The organism is Polynucleobacter sp. MWH-Svant-W18 (assembly GCF_018687495.1).
Classification (GTDB): Bacteria; Pseudomonadota; Gammaproteobacteria; order Burkholderiales; family Burkholderiaceae; genus Polynucleobacter.
Map to the genome: position 1 here is coordinate 620810 of NZ_CP061293.1, position 17627 is coordinate 638436.

The following is a 17627-nucleotide window of genomic DNA, read 5'->3' on the forward strand; positions in this document are numbered from 1 at the left end:
CGCTAGAGGGGTACATTGGAATCGTGCAGAGAAATCTTGCTGCTAACCAGTTTTCCCGAAGAGGAGTTGATCATGAAGGCCGCAGATAGCATCACTGTTGTAGTGATCTTAATTGCCCTGTCTTGCGCTGTTCAAGCTTTTGTTACCTACCTAGAATAAAGCTTGAGTAAAACAAAAGGCGCCCGAGGGCGCCTTTGGCAATATGCGATAGCAACGGAGAGTTGCTAGGTAACTTTGACTCTCTGAATCTCGCTTAGTCTCGGTTACCGCCAACAATACCCAATAGGGCTAGTAAGTTGGTAAAGACGTTGTAGACATCTAAGTAAATAGCCAGAGTAGCCATGATGTAGTTAGTCTCACCACCGTTGATGACACGCTGCACATCAACCAAGATGAAGGCTGAGAAGATGGCGATTGCGAGAACCATCACAGTCAACATCAATGCTGGCAACTGCAACCAGATGTTGGCCAATGAGGCAACGATCAGCAGTAGTACGCCCACCATCAACCACTTGCCCATGCCAGCAAAGTCACTCTTGCTCACGGTAGCAATCGTTGCCATCACAGCAAAGATTGCGGCTGTGCCACCGAAGGACAGCATGATGAGCGCAGCGCCATTGCTATAGCTATTGAGGGTGTAGCCGATCAGGCGGGACATCATGATGCCCATGAAGAAGGTGAAGCCCAACAAGAGTAGGACACCTACGCCAGTCTCTTTGTTCTTTTCAATAGCCCAAAAGAAACCGAATGCCACCGCCATAAATACGATAAAGCCGATAAAAGGGCTGCCAGAGAATAAGTCCAGACCCATGGCAACGCCAAGCCACGCACCAATCACGGTAGGTACCATGGATAGTGCCAAGAGGGCATAGGTATTACGTAGGACGCGGTTGCGTACCTGTACTGTGCTGATCGAGCTGGTTTGCCCGAAGCCGTAAGAGTTCAGATCACTCATATTGACTCCTTCTGTCTAGTGATTACATAAGCCCATCAAGGGCTGTTGACATTAAGTATAGACAAAAGAGCCAAATTTCAAGAACCTTAAATAAAGACCTACAAAACAAGGGCTTATGCCCAGTAAATTCAAGGGCTTAGCCCTACTTGTCTAGGGGTAAATACCGCTAAGCAATGTATAATTTGGGGGTCGTTGGCGTAGGCAGGGCGATTGAGCCCAGATTCTTAGCCACCCAACAAATAACTTTGAAATCACTATTGGAGTATTGCATGGCAATTGAACGCACCCTTTCTATTATCAAACCTGATGCTGTCGCTAAAAACGTCATCGGCAAAATCTATGACCGTTTCGAATCTGCTGGTTTGAAGATTGTCGCGTCCAAAATGGCGCATCTCTCCCAATCTGAAGCGGAGCAGTTCTACTCGGTTCATAAAGAGCGTCCTTTCTTCAAAGATTTGGTGAGCTTCATGATTTCTGGTCCTGTGATGATTCAGGTATTGCAAGGCGAAGGCGCAATTGCAAAGAACCGCGATCTGATGGGCGCAACCGATCCTAAAAAAGCAGAGAAAGGCACAATTCGTGCTGACTTTGCTGACAGCATCGATGCAAATGCGGTACACGGTTCTGACGCTCCTGAAACAGCTGCAGTGGAAGTTGCATTCTTCTTCCCTGGCATGCAAGTTTTCAATCGTTAATCCGCTGTATTCCTAAAGCTATTGATTAATAAGTAGTCGCATTGACCTCCCCGCGCGTAAATCTCTTAGATTTTGACGCCGACCAAATGGCGGCGTATGTCGCGGGGTTGAATGAAAAGCCCTTTAGGGCAAAACAACTCATGCAGTGGATACACCAACGTGGTGTATCTGATATCAACGATATGAGTGATCTGGCAAAAAGCTTTCGAGCAACCTTGCTAGATAAGGCTGAAGTTCTTTCCCTGCCTGTTATTAAAGATGAGCACGCCCAAGACGGTACCCGTAAGTGGTTGCTAGATGTTGGGGCCGGTAATGCGGTGGAGTCAGTGTTTATTCCTGAGGATGATCGCGGTACTTTGTGTATTTCTTCCCAAGCAGGTTGCGCAGTCAATTGCCGCTTTTGTTCCACTGGCCATCAAGGCTTCTCACGCAATCTCACTTCCGGTGAAATCATCGGTCAGTTGTGGTTCGCTGAACATCTCTTGCGCAGTGATCCAGAAGCGATTCGCAGAATAGAAAAATACCCCACTCCAGGTTGGGAGCACACTGGGCGCGTCATCTCCAATGTGGTGATGATGGGCATGGGTGAGCCCTTACTCAATTACGACAATGTTGTTTCTGCTTTGCGTTTGATGCTTGATGACAGGGCCTATGGTTTGTCACGTCGTCGCGTCACGGTTTCGACTTCAGGTGTGGTACCAATGATTGATCGCCTCGCCCAAGATTGCCCAGTTGCACTGGCCGTATCTTTGCACGCACCGAACGATGCCTTGCGTGATCAGTTGGTGCCACTCAATCAAAAATATCCCTTACGTGAATTGCTCGATGCTTGTGAGCGCTACTTACCATTTGCGCCAAGAGACTTTTTGACATTTGAATACTGCATGCTTGATGGCGTGAATGATTCGGATATTCAAGCAAAAGAACTCGTGCGCTTACTCAAGAACATCAAGTGCAAAATTAACTTGATTCCATTTAATCCATTCCCAGAATCTGGCCTCAAGCGCTCCTCAGCCCAGCGGGTTAACGCCTTTGCTAGCATTCTTTTGGATGCAGGCATGGTAGCTACTGTGCGCAAGACTCGCGGTGATGATATTACTGCCGCCTGCGGCCAGCTGGCAGGCGATGTTGTAGATCGCACCCGAGTACGTGAACGCGCTGTTCATAAAGCCGAGATCGATATCGCCGAAGTTGAGTCAGATGAACAGCCGAATGAGCAGCCCATTGAGTGGCTTAAAAAATTAAATTAAACATGAGACCCTGATCAATAGATTCCCATGAGCTCTAATCATTCTTTACCACCGTTTCCCTTAGGACCATCTCCTAAGAGAGCAACTCGTCAGGCGAAGGTTGCGTGGAAAACGAACATCATTACTGTTGGTGGTGATGCACCCGTGCGCGTGCAGTCAATGACCAATACCGATACGGCAGACGCAGTAGGGACAGCCATTCAGGTAAAGGAATTAGCACGTGCGGGTTCAGAGATGGTGCGCATTACTGTCAATACGCCAGAAGCTGCAGCAGCTGTTCCCTATATTCGTGAGCAGCTAGATAAGATGGATGTGTTGGTGCCATTGATTGGCGACTTCCATTACAACGGCCACACCTTATTGAATGATTTTCCGGATTGCGCCAAAGCGCTGTCGAAGTACCGCATTAATCCCGGTAATGTGGGTAAGGGCGCCAAGCGTGACCCACAGTTTGCGCAAATGATTGAAGCAGCTTGCAAATACGATAAGCCGATTCGGATTGGGGTGAACTGGGGCAGTTTAGATCAAGAGCTACTAGCCTCCATCATGGATAGCAATGCAGCCTTGGAGAATCCAAAGACTGCGCAAGAAGTGATGATTGAAGCGTTGATTCAATCAGCATTGCAATCAGCAGAAAAAGCCCTTGAGTTGGGTATGAACCCTAATCAAATTTTGCTTTCTTGCAAAGTGAGCAATGTTCAAGACTTAGTAGCGGTCTATCGCGATCTTTCACGTCGCTCTGACTATCCACTGCACCTTGGTTTAACTGAAGCCGGCATGGGTAGTAAAGGGATTGTGTCTTCTACTGCAGCAATGGGCATTTTGTTGCAAGAAGGCATTGGCGATACGATTCGTGTTTCGCTCACGCCTGACCCAGGTGCACCACGTGAGAATGAAGTGATTGTTGCCCAAGAGATTTTGCAAACGATGGGCTTACGTAATTTCACGCCTATGGTGATTGCTTGTCCTGGTTGTGGCAGAACGACCAGTACCACTTTTCAAGAGTTGGCAGCCAACATCCAATCCTATTTACGTCAACAAATGCCTGTCTGGAAGAAAACCCATCCTGGCGTTGAAAACATGAATGTGGCTGTGATGGGCTGCATTGTGAATGGCCCAGGGGAGAGTAAGCACGCTAATATCGGTATTTCCTTGCCGGGAACTGGTGAAACGCCTGCTGCACCAGTTTTTGTGGATGGGGTAAAGGTAAAAACCTTGCGTGGTGAGAAAATTGCAGAAGAGTTTCAGGTCATCGTCGATGAATACGTTAAACAGAACTACGCTGCCAAAGCCTAATAGATCCAAATTAGTAGAACAAGAATAAAAATGACTGATCAAACCAAAGTTCAAAAGACGCAAAAGATTAATGGCGTACGCGGCATGAATGACTTACTGCCGGCAGATGCTGCACAGTGGGCGCATCTTGAGCATGTTCTGCGTGATTTGACACGTGCTTATGGCTATGAGTTTTTAAGAACACCGATTGTTGAGGCAACAGCAGTATTTCAACGGGGGATTGGCGAGGTTACCGACATTGTTGAAAAAGAAATGTATTCCTTTGAGGATCGACTCAATGGCGAGCAACTCACTTTGCGTCCTGAAGGTACTGCAGCGCTAGTGCGCTCTGTGATTGAGAATAATTTGTTGTATGAAGGACCAAAGCGCCTTTGGTATACCGGCCCCATGTTCCGTCATGAGCGTCCACAGCGCGGCCGCTATCGTCAGTTTCATCAATTTGGTATTGAGGCACTAGGCTTTGCTGGCCCGGATATCGATGCGGAAATTATTCTCATGGGTCAACGCCTCTGGGATGAGCTTGGACTCAAAGGTGTGCGCCTTGAGATCAATTCTCTTGGTCAAGCCAATGAGCGGGCTGAGCATCGTGCTGCTTTAGTGACTTACTTTGAGAGTCATCAAACGCAATTGGATGAAGATTCACAGCGTCGCCTCATGAGCAACCCCTTACGCATTTTGGATTCTAAAAATCCTGAGATGCAGGGATTGATCGAAGGCGCACCCAAGTTATTGGATTTCTTAGGAGAAGAATCGCTAGCGCACTTTAATGCTGTGCAGGCTTTACTCAAAGCCAACAATATTCCTTGCAAGATTAATCCGCGCTTAGTGCGGGGTTTGGATTATTACAATCTCACCGTATTCGAATGGATCACGGATGAGCTCGGCGCACAAGGTACGATTGCCGGCGGCGGCCGTTACGATCCATTGATTGAACGCATGGGTGGTAAATCAGCCCCTGCTTGCGGCTGGGCGATGGGTATGGAACGCGTCCTCGAACTCATGAAAGTTTCTGGTTCTTTGCCAGAAACCCAGGCACAGTGCGATATTTTTGTATTGCATCAAGGTGGTGAGACCCTCACAACCGCCATGATCATTGCCGAACGATTGCGCAGTGCTGGTATCGACACCATTCTTTTCTGCCCTCCAGATGGCCAAACTGCCAGCTTTAAGTCCCAAATGAAAAAAGCGGATGCTAGCGGCGCTGCTTTTGCAGTCATTATTGGCCCAGATGAATTGGCTAAGAATGAGGCTGGACTCAAAGACCTGCGGGGCACTGGGGAGCAAAAAGCCGTACCTCTGGATGGGGTACTAGAGGCTGTAATTGATGCCTTAGTAGGCAGCTCCGAATAGAATGAGTCTATTCATTGCATGCAATCGTCATAAATTACCTATTAATCAGCTTGGATTCACATGCCTTTAGATCTAGAAGAACAAGAACAGTTAGACCAACTTAAAGCGTTTTGGCAAAAATACCGCAACCTCATTACTGGGGTGTTGACTGCCGCTTTATTGGCTTATGCTGCTTATAGTGGCTATCAGTGGTGGCGCAATAGTCAGGCGCTAGAGGCATCCAAGCTTTACGAGACGATGGTTGTCGCCATTGCCAAAGGCGATAAAGAAGTGACAATGCGTGCTACTAATGACTTGCAAAAAGATTTTCCACGCACTCCCTATGCTGCAATGTCCAGCCTAATTGCTGCTCGCATTGCAGCAGATGCTGGGGATAGCACCCAAGCAACTGAGTATTTGCGTTGGGCTGCGAAGAATGCCTCCAATGATGGCTATCTTGCTTTAGCAAAATTGCGCTTAGTGACACAGTTAATTGAGCAGGGCAGTGAAAAAGACTTTGCAGAAGCCGATCAGATCTTGAAAGAAACCCCGATTGCAGGCTTTGAGGCTCTATGGCTAGAGCGCCGTGGGGATTGGTACTTAGCCCAAAAGAAAAACGCAGAAGCAAAAGTCAGCTATCAAGATGCCTGGAAGAAATTGGACCAAGCTAAAGAGTTCCCTGAAGAGGCGCGTCGTCTCTTGAAGGTGAAGTTGGATGCCGTAGGGGGAGTAGCGCAGTGATGATTTCACAAAAGCAAATAACAAGATTTGCCGGTATTGCACTGCTAGCGAGCTTCATTGCGGTTGCTCTAGTCGGTTGTTCAGGTAACTCACGTGTACGCAAGCCAGCAGAGCTGGTTGCTGTAACGAATCAATTTGATATGCAGCCAGTCTGGTCGACCAGTGTTGGCGCTTCTGAAGGTTTTAATTTCCACCCAGTCGTTGCGGGTGATGCTGTCTATGCAGCTTCACAACGGGGCAACTTGGCCAAAATTGATTTAGCGAACGGCAATAAAGTTTGGGAAGTTTCAGTGCCTGAGCGCCTCTCCATTGGCCCAGGTTCGGATGGCCGTACTACGGTGGCCGTGAGTACCAAGGGTACTGTTTATGCCTATGACGACACTGGCAAAGCACTGTGGAATGTGAATGTTGGTAGCGAAGTATTGAGCGAGCCAATTGTGGCTGCGGGCATTGTGGTTGTGCGCGCCTTAGACAACCGGTTTATTGGTTTGGATGCGCTTACTGGTGCACGCAAATGGACTTATCAACGTCAACAATCCTCACTGTCATTGCGGGTGGGTTATGGCATGTTGGCAATCGGCAATGAAGTGATTGTCACGGGCTTTGCGGGCGGACGCTTTGGCATGATTGCGATTGCGAATGGTGGCTTGATTTGGGAAACACCAGTTTCTTTCCCAAAAGGCTTCTCTGAAATTGAGCGTTTAAATGATGTGACTGCTAAGCCTAGTATGGAAGGCGATATTATTTGTGCAGTTTCTTATCAAGGCCGCATTGGTTGTGGTCAAGCCCGGACTGGCGCACTTCTCTGGTTTAAGGATTACTCAAGCTATACCGGCACTTCACAAAGTGCAGAGCTGGTATTTTCTGCCAATGAAAAATCCTATGTCACCGCATTTGCCACCAAGGACGGTAATCAAGTTTGGGAAAACACCCAACTCGTGAACCGTGATTTAGGTGAGTCCTTAGCGATTGGTAGGGTGGTATTGATGGGGGACGCACAAGGTTATGTGCATGCTCTGAATCAAGCCACAGGCGAAATGGTTGCACGCATGCGTCACGATAGCAGCCCCATTACCGCCGCTCCAATTGCAGTGGGCGGCCTCATCTTGATTCAATCTCAGGGTGGAAAAATTGCGGCGTACAGTCCTAAATGAATCCAGTCATCACTATTGTCGGTCGTCCCAATGTCGGAAAGTCCACACTCTTTAATCGCCTGACCCGCTCACGCGATGCATTGGTTGCAGACTTTTCTGGTTTAACGCGGGATCGTCACTACGGTAAAGGTCGCATTGGCGAGCGCGCATTTATTTGTGTAGATACCGGCGGTTTTGAGCCTGTCGCAAAGACCGGCATTGTTGCGGAGATGGCCAAGCAAACCAAACAAGCGGTTGCTGAATCTGATGTGGTGATTTTCTTGGTCGATGGTCGCCTTGGTATGGCGCCACAAGATCGCGTGATCGCCGATTTCTTAAGAAAGACTGGTCGCCCAATTATTTTGGCGGTGAACAAAACTGAAGGCATGCAAGCAGGGGTTGTTACGGCTGACTTTCATGAGCTCGGCTTAGGCGAGCCTTTCCCAATTTCTTCTGCGCATGGCGATGGCGTTCGTGGTTTGATCGACGATGCCCTAGATGCCTTGGGTATTGAAGAGCCAGACGAGGAAGAGCAGGCAAACGATCCGAACCGCCCCATGAAGATTGCTGTCGTGGGCCGTCCTAATGTGGGTAAATCCACGCTCATCAATAAATTGATTGGTGAAGAGCGCGTGATTGCATTTGACATGCCCGGTACAACACGCGATGCAATTGAAGTTCCTTTTGAGCGTAATGGCAAGCCTTATATCCTCGTAGATACCGCAGGCTTACGCCGTCGTGGCAAAGTATTTGAAGCGATTGAGAAGTTCTCAGTGGTTAAAACCTTGCAAGCGATTGCTGATTGCAATGTCGTGATCTTGATGCTCGATGCTCAACAAGATATCTCTGAGCAAGATGCACATATTGCCGGCTTTATTGTTGAAGCTGGTCGTGCTTTAGTAGTTGCTGTGAACAAGTGGGATGGCCTTGATGCCTATGTAAAAGAGCGTGCCCGTTTAGAGATCGCACAAAAGTTGCGTTTCTTGGATTTTGCGAACGTGCATCCAATTTCAGCTAAGAAGGGTACTGGTCTGAAAGAGCTCTTTAAAGACGTTGATGCTGCTTATGCCGCAGCGATGGCGAAATTGCCAACTCCACGTTTAACACGAATCTTGCAAGAAGCTATTGAGCATCAACAGCCAAAACGGGTTGGCATGGGTCGACCAAAATTGCGTTATGCACACCAAGGGGGTATGAACCCTCCGATTGTGGTGATCCATGGAACCTCCTTGAGTGGTGTAACGGATAGCTATAAGCGCTACCTTGAAGGACGCTTTAGAGATGTCTTCAAATTACGGGGCACGCCCCTGCGTATCCAGATGAATACCGCTAAAAACCCCTATGTAGATGAGGACCAGGGCAAAAAAGGTAAAAAGCGCTGATTTTGGGCTTGATTTTTTTAAAATTAGGCTCAATATAGAGTGTTCAGTAGCTGTAAAAACACCTTGTTTGCAGTAAATTATTTTTCATTAAAAGCAAGACTCCCAAAATAAAAAACGCATCAGAAAAGATAAATAAGGAGCAGTATGAATAACAAAATTCAATTACTACAAGATCCATTTCTCAATGCATTGCGCAAAGAGCATATTCCTGTTTCGATCTATTTGGTCAACGGCATTAAGTTGCAGGGCAATATTGAATCCTTTGATCAATATGTTGTGTTGTTGCGCAATACGGTGACCCAAATGGTTTACAAACATGCAATCTCCACGATCGTTCCTGCTCGTGCGATTGACTTTCGCATAGAAGAAGCTAGCTCTGTATAAAACAGGTGTAGATGCGGCTCGCGCCATCCTGGTTGGGGTAGATACCGGACGCGAAGATTTCGCAGATAGCATGGCCGAACTTAGCCTATTGGCTGATAGTGCTGGCTCTATACCCGCAGCGAGTGTCATTGCCCGCAAAGGTCGCACCGACCCTGCTTTATTTATTGGCTCGGGTAAGGCCAATGAGCTCAAACGGGCTTTGGAAGAGCATGATGCTGAGCTCGCAATCTTTAATCATCCGCTTTCCCCAACGCAGCAACGTAACCTGGAGCGTCATCTAGGTCGCCATGTGATGGATCGCACGGGCTTGATATTGGATATCTTTAGTCAAAGAGCGCAAAGCCATATTGGTAAGACGCAAGTAGAGCTGGCGCAAGTGCGTTATCGCATGTCTCGACTAGTGCGAGCATGGAGCCACTTGGAGCGTCAGCGTGGTGGTATTGGTGTGCGTGGTGGTCCAGGTGAAACGCAGATGGAGCTTGACCGCCGTATGCTGGCAACCAAGGCCAAGCGTCTAGAGCTTGAACTAGAAAAACTGCAGCGCCAACAAAGAACTCAAAGAAGGGCGCGCAATCGCAAGGATGTGTTCTCGGTATCCTTGGTCGGCTATACCAATGCCGGTAAATCAACGCTCTTTAATGCCTTAACTAAAGCAGGGACATATGCCGCTGACCAGCTCTTCGCCACCCTAGATACCACTTCCAGAAAAGTACATTTAGAGGATGTGGGCTCGATTGTGGTCTCAGACACCGTCGGATTTATCCGAGATCTGCCTCACCAGTTAGTTGAGGCCTTTAGAGCTACTTTAGATGAAACCATCCATGCAGACCTGATTTTGCATGTGATTGATGCCTGTAGCCCAGTTGCTAGAGAGCAAAAGGCAGAAGTAGAGGCAGTTTTAGAGGAAATTGGAGCTGACCACATCCCGCGGATTGAGGTCATGAACAAGATTGACCAGATGCCCCAAACCTTTACCCGTGGGGCAGTTTTGGAGCGGGATGGGGAGGGCTTTCCGAGCCAGATTTTCCTATCAGCCAAGACCGGCCTGGGCCTGGATTTACTACGCTCAGCCCTCGCGGAATGCTCTCAAATGACTGATAGAATAAGGGTCGAGCACAACCGTGCCAAGAAGCAATTGGCCCCGGACGAGTTTTTAGAGCCTTTACCTGAACGACCAGCAACTTCTGAATTTAATCCGATTCCCAACCGAAGCTATTTTCCTAATGATGCGTAAATTTACAGGCCTGTTTTCGGTCAATGACCCAGGTTGGGGTAATACCCCCAATACCGGATCTAAAGATGCCAAAGATGGGCAGGGAAATGAGCAGGCGCCAAAAGTAGAGCCCGATAGCAATAAACCGGTAGAGACTCAGCCAACACAGCAACCCACTAAACCCAGTGGCCCACCAGACTTAGATGAGCTCTGGAGAGATTTCAATGACAGGATTGCTGGAATTTTTGGCGGTCCAAAAAAACCTGGCCTAGGTGCATCACCCAGTAAGCCTGCTAACAAACCGAATAGCACTGATATTCCACCACCATCACAGCGAGGCAATGGTGGTAACGGTAGTAATGGCGGTAATGGTGGTGTGCCAAATTTCAATTTCACCAATCCATTTGGTTCGAAGGCCAGTGTCTTGATTGGCGCTGCCGCAGTATTCTTCATTTGGGTTTGCAGTGGCTTTTTCATTATTCAAGAAGGTCAAGCTGGCGTCATCCTGACTTTCGGTAAATATGACTACACCGCTAAGCCAGGTATTAATTGGCATCTGCCTTGGCCGATTCAGTCAGAAGAAACCGTGAACTTATCTGGCGTGCGCTCAGTGGAAGTAGGGCGTCCAGTATTAATTAAGGCCACCAATCAAAAAGATTCATCCATGCTTACCGAAGATGAAAACATCATCGACGTGCGCTTTGCTGTGCAATATCGCTTAAAAGATCCAACCGATTATTTATTCAATAACCGCGATCCAGATACTGCAGTAGTTCAAGCCGCAGAAACTGCTGTGCGAGAAATCGTTGCTCGGAGCAAGATGGATACCGTCTTATATGAAGGCCGCGAAAAGATTGGTATTGATTTGGCGAACTCTATTCAGAAAATTCTGGATAGCTACAAGACCGGCATTTATGTAACTAGCGTCACAGTACAAAATGTTCAGCCACCAGAGCAAGTGCAAGCAGCATTCGATGACGCAGTGAAAGCTGGTCAAGACCAAGAACGATTAAAGAGTGAAGGGGAGGCCTATGCCAATGACATTATTCCCCGTGCAAAAGGCACTGCGGCCCGCTTAATTCAAGAGGCTGAGGGTTATAAGGCAAGGGTTGTGGCAACTGCGGAAGGCGATGCCACCCGCTTCAAGCAAATTTTGGTGGAGTACGCTAAGGCACCACAGGTCACACGTGATCGCATGTACATCGATAGCATGCGCGAGATGTATAACAACGTAACGAAGATTTTGGTCGATACAACGAAGAGCAATAGCCTCTTGTATTTACCTTTAGATAAGATCGTTGCTCAGGTCAGTGCGGAAAGTGCGCAGGCCGCCAATACTCAAGTCAATCCATCCAGTACAGCCACTACCCCAACTGGCAGCGTGACTGTGGGCGGAGCGACTGGTAGCACTGCAACTACGGCAGCACCAACTACGACTACTAACACTTCATCATCAAGCAGTACTACTGATAAGCGCGATGGTCTGCGCAGTCGTGATCGGGAGTCCCGATAATGAATGCTAATCGCCTTATTGCAGCTGCCATTGCATTCATTGTCTTGATGTATGTGTTGTCATCCAGCATCTTTATTGTCGATCAGCGCAAATTCGCAGTGGTGTTCTCTTTTGGGCAGATCGTGCGCGTCATTGAGGAGCCGGGCCTGCGCGTTAAGCTGCCAGCCCCATTTGAAAGCGTTCGTTTCTTTGATCGCCGTATTTTGACGATTGATAATCCAGAGGCAGAACGCTTTATTACTGCTGAGAAGAAGAACTTATTAGTCGATTCTTATGTGAAGTGGCGCATTGTAGATCCTCGTAAATTCTTCATTAGTTTTAAGGGTGATGAGCGTTTAGCGCAAGATCGTTTAACTCAGTTAGTGCGCTCCGCTTTGAACGAAGAGTTCACTAAACGTACAGTTCGGGAATTGATTTCTGATCAGCGCGAAGAAGTCATGCAAGGGATTCGGAAAAAGGTTGCTGATGACGCGAATGATATTGGTGTTGAAATTGTCGATGTGCGTCTAAAGCGGGTTGATCTCTTGGCTGAAATCAGTGATTCTGTTTATCGTCGTATGGAGGCAGAGCGCAAGCGAGTTGCGAATGAACTGCGTTCTATGGGCGCGGCAGAGTCAGACAAGATTCGTGCCAATGCAGAGCGCCAACGCGATACGATTTTGGCTGAAGCTTACCGTGATGCCCAGAAGATCAAAGGAGCAGGGGATGCTAAAGCTACAGCCCTCTATGCCGAGGCATTCGGGCGCGATCCTCAGTTTGCTCAGTTCTATCAGAGTTTGGAGGCCTACCGGAGTTCTTTCAAGGATAAGAAAGACATCATGGTGGTTGAGCCAAACGGTGAATTCTTTAAATTCCTGCACAAAAAATAAGAAAGTGAATAATCCACATCATGAATCGTTGGTTACTTCCTGAAGATATTGCAGACGTTTTGCCAGCCCAGGCTCGCAAGGTGGAGACCCTGCGTCGTACGATTTTGGATCTCTATCAATCCTACGGATATGAATTAGTCACGCCTCCAATCTTGGAGTTCTTAGATTCTTTATTGACTGGCACAGGTTCAGATCTCAATCTACAAACATTTAAGTTAGTCGATCAGTTGTCAGGACGTACCCTAGGTTTGCGCGCTGACATGACCCCGCAAGTGGCTCGGATTGATGCGCACTTATTAAACCGTACTGGCGTTACTCGTCTTTGCTATGCAGGCTCGGTTGCCCACGCACGTACTCCAGTAGGAAGCTTAGCGCGTGAAGAGTTGCAGATCGGTGCTGAAATCTACGGTTGTGCTACTTGGGAGGCTGACTTTGAAGCCATCACACTGTTACTAAAGACGCTATCAACTGCTGGCCTGGAAAAGGTTTACCTCGATTTATCTCACGCTGGCATCCTGACTGGTATCTTGGCTGAACAAAAGCTCGATAGAAATGCAATTGAGTCTCTCTATGATTTATTGCAAAGCAAGGATCGTCCTCGCCTTAGCCAATGGGCCTCTTGCTTACCAGCGAAAACTACCGAAGCACTCATGGCCTTAACTGAATTAAATGGTCCTTGTGCTGAAGTCTTAGTCAAAGCTAAAAAAGTATTGCCTCAGCATGCAGCCATTGATCAGGCTCTCGCTGATCTGGAGCGTTTAGTCTCTGCCGTCAGTGCATCCAGTGGTCTAGAGCTCAGCATTGATTTGGCGGATCTGCGCGGCTATCAGTATCACAGCGGTGTGATGTTTGCTGCTTATGTCGATAAGCATCCGCAGCCGATTGCAAGAGGCGGGCGCTATGACCATGTAGGCCAGGCCTTTGGTCGCTCACGTCCTGCTACTGGATTCTCATTAGATTTGCTGACCTTAGCAAGCTTGTCGCCTCTATCAGTGCGCAAGTTGGCGATTGCTGCCCCTTGGATCAATGATGTCGAGCTAAATCAAGCAATTGATGCTCTGCGCAGTCAAGGTGAGGTGGTCGTTCAGTTGATGGCTGGTGAAACTGCCGATGCTGCCGAATATGAATGTGATCGTGAGTTAGTCAAGCAGGGTAACTCTTGGGTAGTAAAGAAGAAATAAATAAAAGTAGTACCGCATTATTAAGCTGAATCATTAACCTATTTTGTAATTATCTTTTTGGATTTCACTATGTCTTCAAAGCAGCAAGCTAAAGGTCGTAATGTCGTTGTCATTGGCACCCAGTGGGGTGATGAAGGCAAGGGCAAGGTAGTGGATTGGTTAACCGATCATGCTCAAGCGGTAGTACGCTTTCAGGGTGGTCACAATGCTGGTCATACGCTGATCATCGGGGATAAGAAAACCATTTTGCGCCTCATTCCATCCGGAATTATGCACAAAGAAGTCATTTGCTACATTGGTAACGGTGTGGTTCTCTCTCCTGAAGCGCTCTTTAAAGAAATCGGTGAACTTGAGGCAGCTGGCTTAGATGTTCAGTCTCGTTTGAAGATTTCTGAGGCGGCTACATTGATCCTGCCTTATCACGTAGCCATCGATCATGCGCGCGAGAAGAAGCGTGGTGAAGCCAAGATTGGTACTACTGGTCGCGGTATCGGACCTGCCTATGAGGATAAAGTAGCGCGTCGTGCCTTACGCGTGCAAGATTTGTTCTATCCAGAAAAATTTGCTGAGCAACTCCGTGAGAATTTGGAATATCACAACTTCATGTTAAGCAACTACTACGGCGCTGAACCAGTGAATTATGAAAAGACGCTTGCCGAAGCCATGTCGTATGCAGAACGCCTCAAGCCGATGGTAGTAGATGTCTCTAGCGAACTCTATGCTGCAGGACAAGCTGGTCAGAATTTGTTGTTCGAAGGTGCGCAAGGTACATTGCTCGACATTGACCACGGCACATATCCCTATGTGACTTCAAGCAACTGCGTAGCAGGGAATGCCGCTGCTGGTTCAGGAGTAGGGCCAGATTCATTGCAATACATTTTGGGTATTACTAAGGCATATTGCACTCGAGTTGGCGCAGGTCCGTTTCCAAGCGAACTTTATGACCACGACAATCCTGCTAAACAAGATCCCATTGGCGTGCGTTTAGCTGAAGTTGGTAAAGAGTTTGGTTCTGTAACAGGCCGTCCCCGTCGAACTGGTTGGTTAGATGCGGCAGCCTTGAAGCGTTCAATTCAGATCAATGGTCTTTCTGGCCTATGTATTACAAAGCTAGATGTATTGGATGGTTTAGAAACTATTCGTTTATGCGTTGGTTACACCCTCGATGGCAAGAAACTTGACGTATTGCCACGCGGTGCCGAATCCGTTGCCCGTTGCGTGCCAATCTATGAAGATTTTCCAGGCTGGCAAGGCACTACTTTCGGCATCCGTGAGTGGAGCAAGCTACCAGTAGAGGCGCAGAACTTCCTGCGTCGGATTGAGGAAGTAGCCGGCAAGCCTATCGCGATGGTCTCCACAGGTCCAGAGCGCGATGAAACCATTTTGCTCCAGCATCCTTTCCAGGATTGATGGAAAATTATCGATTACCCATTTTTTAACATTCGCATTAGAGACAAAGGTTTACAACATGACTGCGCGTACCACCTGCAATAGCCTTCAAGTAGCAACTCCACTTTATCGTTTTATCGAAGACAAAGTTCTTCCTGGAACTGGTATCAAGAGTGCAGATTTTTGGAAGGGCTTTGATCAAATCGTTAAAGACTTAACGCCAAAGAATGAGGCCTTGCTCGCTAAGCGTGATCGTATTCAGGTGGATTTGGATAAATGGCACCAAGCCAATCCTGGCCCAATCAAAGATATGCCAGCTTATCGCAAGTTTCTAAAAGATATCGGCTATTTGGATGAAGTTCCAGGTAAGGTTCTTGGCACAACACAAAATGTAGATGATGAATTAGCACTACAAGCAGGTCCTCAATTAGTGGTGCCTGTTCTCAATGCGCGTTATGCATTGAATGCTGCCAATGCACGCTGGGGTTCTTTATATGATGCTCTTTACGGCACAGACGTATTGTCCGAGGAAGATGGCGCAACGAAAACTGGTGCTTACAACCCCATCCGTGGTGCTAAGGTCGTAGCCTATGCCCGTAATTTCTTGGATCAATCTGCGCCATTGGCCAAAGGCTCTCATAAAGATTCAGTGGCCTACACAGTGGACGGCAATCAGTTAGCAGTCAAACTCAAGGATGGCAGCACAACTGGTTTGGCTGATGAAAAGCAATTTGTAGGTTATCAAGGCGATGCTGCAGCTCCAAGCTCAATTTTGTTGCGTAATAACGGCATTCACATTGATATTGAAATCAATAAGTCCAAAACGATTGGTTCAGGTGATCCTGCTGGTATTAATGATGTGATCTTAGAAGCAGCGCTTTCGACTATTCTGGACTTAGAAGACTCGATTGCTGCAGTGGATGCAGACGATAAAGTACTCGCCTATGAAAATTGGCTAGGTATTTTGAAGGGTACTTTGGTTGAGGAAGTAAAGAAGGGTGATAAGACTATTACCCGCACACTCAATCCAGATCGCAAGTACAAAGCAGGTATTGGTGCCGTCGATGCTAAAGATGGCGTGGTGACTTTGCATGGCCGCTCACTCCTTTTCCTGCGTAACGTTGGCCACTTAATGACCAACCCAGCCATTATTACTGGTGATGGTAAAGAGATTTACGAGGGTATCTTGGATGCTGTAGTTACCGTATTGATTGCTTTGTATGACATCAATCGTCCTGCTAACCAAGCGATTGGTAATACTCGCAAGGGATCGGTTTACATCGTGAAACCAAAAATGCATAGCCCAGAGGAAGTCGCTTTTGCGAGTGAGCTCTTTGGTCGTGTTGAGAAATTACTGGGTTTACCAGCAGATACAGTGAAGTTGGGCATCATGGACGAAGAGCGTCGCATGAGTGCAAACATTAAGGCTGCAATTGCTGCTGCAGGTGCGCGCGTAGCCTTTATTAATACTGGCTTCTTAGATCGTACTGGCGATGAAATGCACACTGCCATGTATGCCGGTCCAATGATGCGCAAAGGGGATATGAAAACCAGCAAATGGTTATCTGCCTATGAGCGTCGTAACGTATTTGCAGGTCTGGACTGTGGCCTTCGTGGTCGCGCTCAGATCGGTAAGGGCATGTGGGCTATGCCTGACATGATGAAAGCCATGGTTGAGCAGAAGATTGTTCATCCAAAGGCTGGTGCTAATACTGCTTGGGTACCATCACCAACGGCTGCGACTTTACATGCACTCCACTATCACCAAGTGAACGTTGCGGCTCTTCAAAAAGAAATGGAAAAGCTCAATACCGCTGCAGAAGCAGAAGCATTGATTGATGACTTATTGGCTGTGCCAGTTGTTGAAAAAGCAAATTGGTCAAAAGAAGAGATCGCCCAAGAGTTGGATAACAATTGCCAAGGCATCTTGGGTTATGTAGTACGCTGGATTGACCAAGGTGTTGGTTGCTCTAAGGTTCCTGACATCCATAACGTAGGCTTGATGGAAGATCGTGCCACTTTGCGCATCTCTAGTCAGCATATTGCCAACTGGTTGTTGCACGGTATTGTGACTAAAGAGCAAGTAAATGAGGCTTTGCAGCGTATGGCTAAGGTAGTCGATGGTCAAAACGCTGGTGATCCGCTTTACCAACCGATGATGCCGAATTACCAAGACTCTTTTGCTTATAAAGCGGCAAGTGATCTCATCTTCAAAGGTCTAGAGCAGCCTAATGGCTACACAGAGCCATTGCTACACGCTTGGCGTTTAGAAGTAAAGAAAGCGCAAGCGAAGTAAT

The 17627-nt window shown here is 47.6% G+C and carries 16 protein-coding genes; 15 read left to right on the forward strand and 1 reads right to left on the reverse strand.

Going from position 1 to position 17627, the window contains the following annotated elements; all coding sequences use genetic code 11:
* Positions 1-36: 36 nt before the first annotated feature.
* Positions 37-159 (forward strand): hypothetical protein, encoded by a 123-nt coding sequence (locus C2757_RS09040; RefSeq protein WP_255539780.1) that lies wholly within the window; start codon positions 37-39, stop codon positions 157-159.
* Between the two features lie 94 nt (positions 160-253).
* On the opposite strand, the gene C2757_RS03315 is transcribed toward C2757_RS09040, so the two are convergent.
* On the reverse strand, positions 254-955 hold the full coding sequence (locus tag C2757_RS03315; protein ID WP_215376111.1) for a Bax inhibitor-1 family protein: 702 nt from the start codon (positions 953-955) through the stop codon (positions 254-256).
* A gap of 269 nt (positions 956-1224) precedes the next feature.
* Here C2757_RS03315 and ndk point away from each other — a divergent pair, with 269 nt between their 5' ends.
* The 14 genes from ndk to C2757_RS03385 all read left to right on the forward strand — a co-directional run bounded on the left by ndk (position 1225) and on the right by C2757_RS03385 (position 17626).
* Positions 1225-1650 carry a nucleoside-diphosphate kinase gene (gene ndk / locus C2757_RS03320; RefSeq protein ID WP_215376114.1) on the forward strand — a complete coding sequence of 142 codons (426 nt, stop codon included), beginning with the start codon at positions 1225-1227 and terminating at the stop codon, positions 1648-1650.
* A 41-nt stretch (positions 1651-1691) separates the two neighbouring features.
* A complete protein-coding gene (rlmN, locus tag C2757_RS03325) occupies positions 1692-2900 on the forward strand; it encodes a 23S rRNA (adenine(2503)-C(2))-methyltransferase RlmN (RefSeq protein WP_215376117.1) in 1209 nt (402 codons plus the stop codon).
* 27 nt (positions 2901-2927) lie between these two features.
* The gene (gene ispG / locus C2757_RS03330; protein WP_215376120.1) at positions 2928-4196 is read left to right on the forward strand and encodes a flavodoxin-dependent (E)-4-hydroxy-3-methylbut-2-enyl-diphosphate synthase; all 1269 of its coding nucleotides are present in this window, start codon (positions 2928-2930) and stop codon (positions 4194-4196) included.
* A 30-nt stretch (positions 4197-4226) separates the two neighbouring features.
* A complete protein-coding gene (gene hisS / locus C2757_RS03335; RefSeq protein WP_215376123.1) occupies positions 4227-5546 on the forward strand; it encodes a histidine--tRNA ligase in 1320 nt (439 codons plus the stop codon).
* Between the two features lie 60 nt (positions 5547-5606).
* The gene (locus C2757_RS03340; RefSeq protein ID WP_215376125.1) at positions 5607-6266 is read left to right on the forward strand and encodes a tetratricopeptide repeat protein; all 660 of its coding nucleotides are present in this window, start codon (positions 5607-5609) and stop codon (positions 6264-6266) included.
* Positions 6266-7420 (forward strand): outer membrane protein assembly factor BamB, encoded by a 1155-nt coding sequence (gene bamB / locus C2757_RS03345; RefSeq protein ID WP_215376128.1) that lies wholly within the window; start codon positions 6266-6268, stop codon positions 7418-7420. The genes C2757_RS03340 and bamB overlap by 1 nt, the downstream gene beginning before the upstream one ends.
* Positions 7417-8781 carry a ribosome biogenesis GTPase Der gene (gene der / locus C2757_RS03350; RefSeq protein WP_215376131.1) on the forward strand — a complete coding sequence of 455 codons (1365 nt, stop codon included), beginning with the start codon at positions 7417-7419 and terminating at the stop codon, positions 8779-8781. The genes bamB and der overlap by 4 nt, the downstream gene beginning before the upstream one ends.
* Before the next feature lie 144 nt (positions 8782-8925).
* Entirely contained in the window at positions 8926-9165 is a 240-nt protein-coding gene (gene hfq, locus C2757_RS03355) for an RNA chaperone Hfq (protein WP_215376134.1), read from the forward strand.
* A 25-nt stretch (positions 9166-9190) separates the two neighbouring features.
* Entirely contained in the window at positions 9191-10399 is a 1209-nt protein-coding gene (gene hflX / locus C2757_RS03360; RefSeq protein ID WP_371817038.1) for a GTPase HflX, read from the forward strand.
* On the forward strand, positions 10389-11891 hold the full coding sequence (gene hflK / locus C2757_RS03365) for an FtsH protease activity modulator HflK (protein WP_215376137.1): 1503 nt from the start codon (positions 10389-10391) through the stop codon (positions 11889-11891). Before hflX ends, hflK begins: the two co-directional genes overlap by 11 nt.
* Positions 11891-12760, forward strand: coding sequence for a protease modulator HflC (gene hflC / locus C2757_RS03370; RefSeq protein WP_215376140.1), 870 nt, complete (start codon positions 11891-11893; stop codon positions 12758-12760). Before hflK ends, hflC begins: the two co-directional genes overlap by 1 nt.
* Before the next feature lie 20 nt (positions 12761-12780).
* A complete protein-coding gene (locus C2757_RS03375) occupies positions 12781-13941 on the forward strand; it encodes an ATP phosphoribosyltransferase regulatory subunit (RefSeq protein WP_215376143.1) in 1161 nt (386 codons plus the stop codon).
* Between the two features lie 69 nt (positions 13942-14010).
* Positions 14011-15351 carry an adenylosuccinate synthase gene (locus tag C2757_RS03380; protein WP_215376145.1) on the forward strand — a complete coding sequence of 447 codons (1341 nt, stop codon included), beginning with the start codon at positions 14011-14013 and terminating at the stop codon, positions 15349-15351.
* A 58-nt stretch (positions 15352-15409) separates the two neighbouring features.
* Positions 15410-17626, forward strand: coding sequence for a malate synthase G (locus tag C2757_RS03385; protein ID WP_215376148.1), 2217 nt, complete (start codon positions 15410-15412; stop codon positions 17624-17626).
* Position 17627 lies beyond the last annotated feature (1 nt).

Excerpts from the sequence above, each read along its gene's own strand:
- C2757_RS03315 (WP_215376111.1), bottom strand. The coding sequence starts at position 955 with ATGAGTGATCTGAACTCTTACGGCTTCGGGCAAACCAGCTCGATCAGC.
- C2757_RS03385 (WP_215376148.1), top strand. The coding sequence starts at position 15,410 with ATGACTGCGCGTACCACCTGCAATAGCCTTCAAGTAGCAACTCCACTT.
- hisS (WP_215376123.1), top strand. The coding sequence starts at position 4,227 with ATGACTGATCAAACCAAAGTTCAAAAGACGCAAAAGATTAATGGCGTA.
- hflC (WP_215376140.1), top strand. The coding sequence starts at position 11,891 with ATGAATGCTAATCGCCTTATTGCAGCTGCCATTGCATTCATTGTCTTG.
- der (WP_215376131.1), top strand. The coding sequence starts at position 7,417 with ATGAATCCAGTCATCACTATTGTCGGTCGTCCCAATGTCGGAAAGTCC.
- bamB (WP_215376128.1), top strand. The coding sequence starts at position 6,266 with ATGATTTCACAAAAGCAAATAACAAGATTTGCCGGTATTGCACTGCTA.
- C2757_RS03340 (WP_215376125.1), top strand. The coding sequence starts at position 5,607 with ATGCCTTTAGATCTAGAAGAACAAGAACAGTTAGACCAACTTAAAGCG.
- C2757_RS03380 (WP_215376145.1), top strand. The coding sequence starts at position 14,011 with ATGTCTTCAAAGCAGCAAGCTAAAGGTCGTAATGTCGTTGTCATTGGC.
- ispG (WP_215376120.1), top strand. The coding sequence starts at position 2,928 with ATGAGCTCTAATCATTCTTTACCACCGTTTCCCTTAGGACCATCTCCT.
- C2757_RS03375 (WP_215376143.1), top strand. The coding sequence starts at position 12,781 with ATGAATCGTTGGTTACTTCCTGAAGATATTGCAGACGTTTTGCCAGCC.
- ndk (WP_215376114.1), top strand. The coding sequence starts at position 1,225 with ATGGCAATTGAACGCACCCTTTCTATTATCAAACCTGATGCTGTCGCT.
- hflK (WP_215376137.1), top strand. The coding sequence starts at position 10,389 with ATGATGCGTAAATTTACAGGCCTGTTTTCGGTCAATGACCCAGGTTGG.
- hfq (WP_215376134.1), top strand. The coding sequence starts at position 8,926 with ATGAATAACAAAATTCAATTACTACAAGATCCATTTCTCAATGCATTG.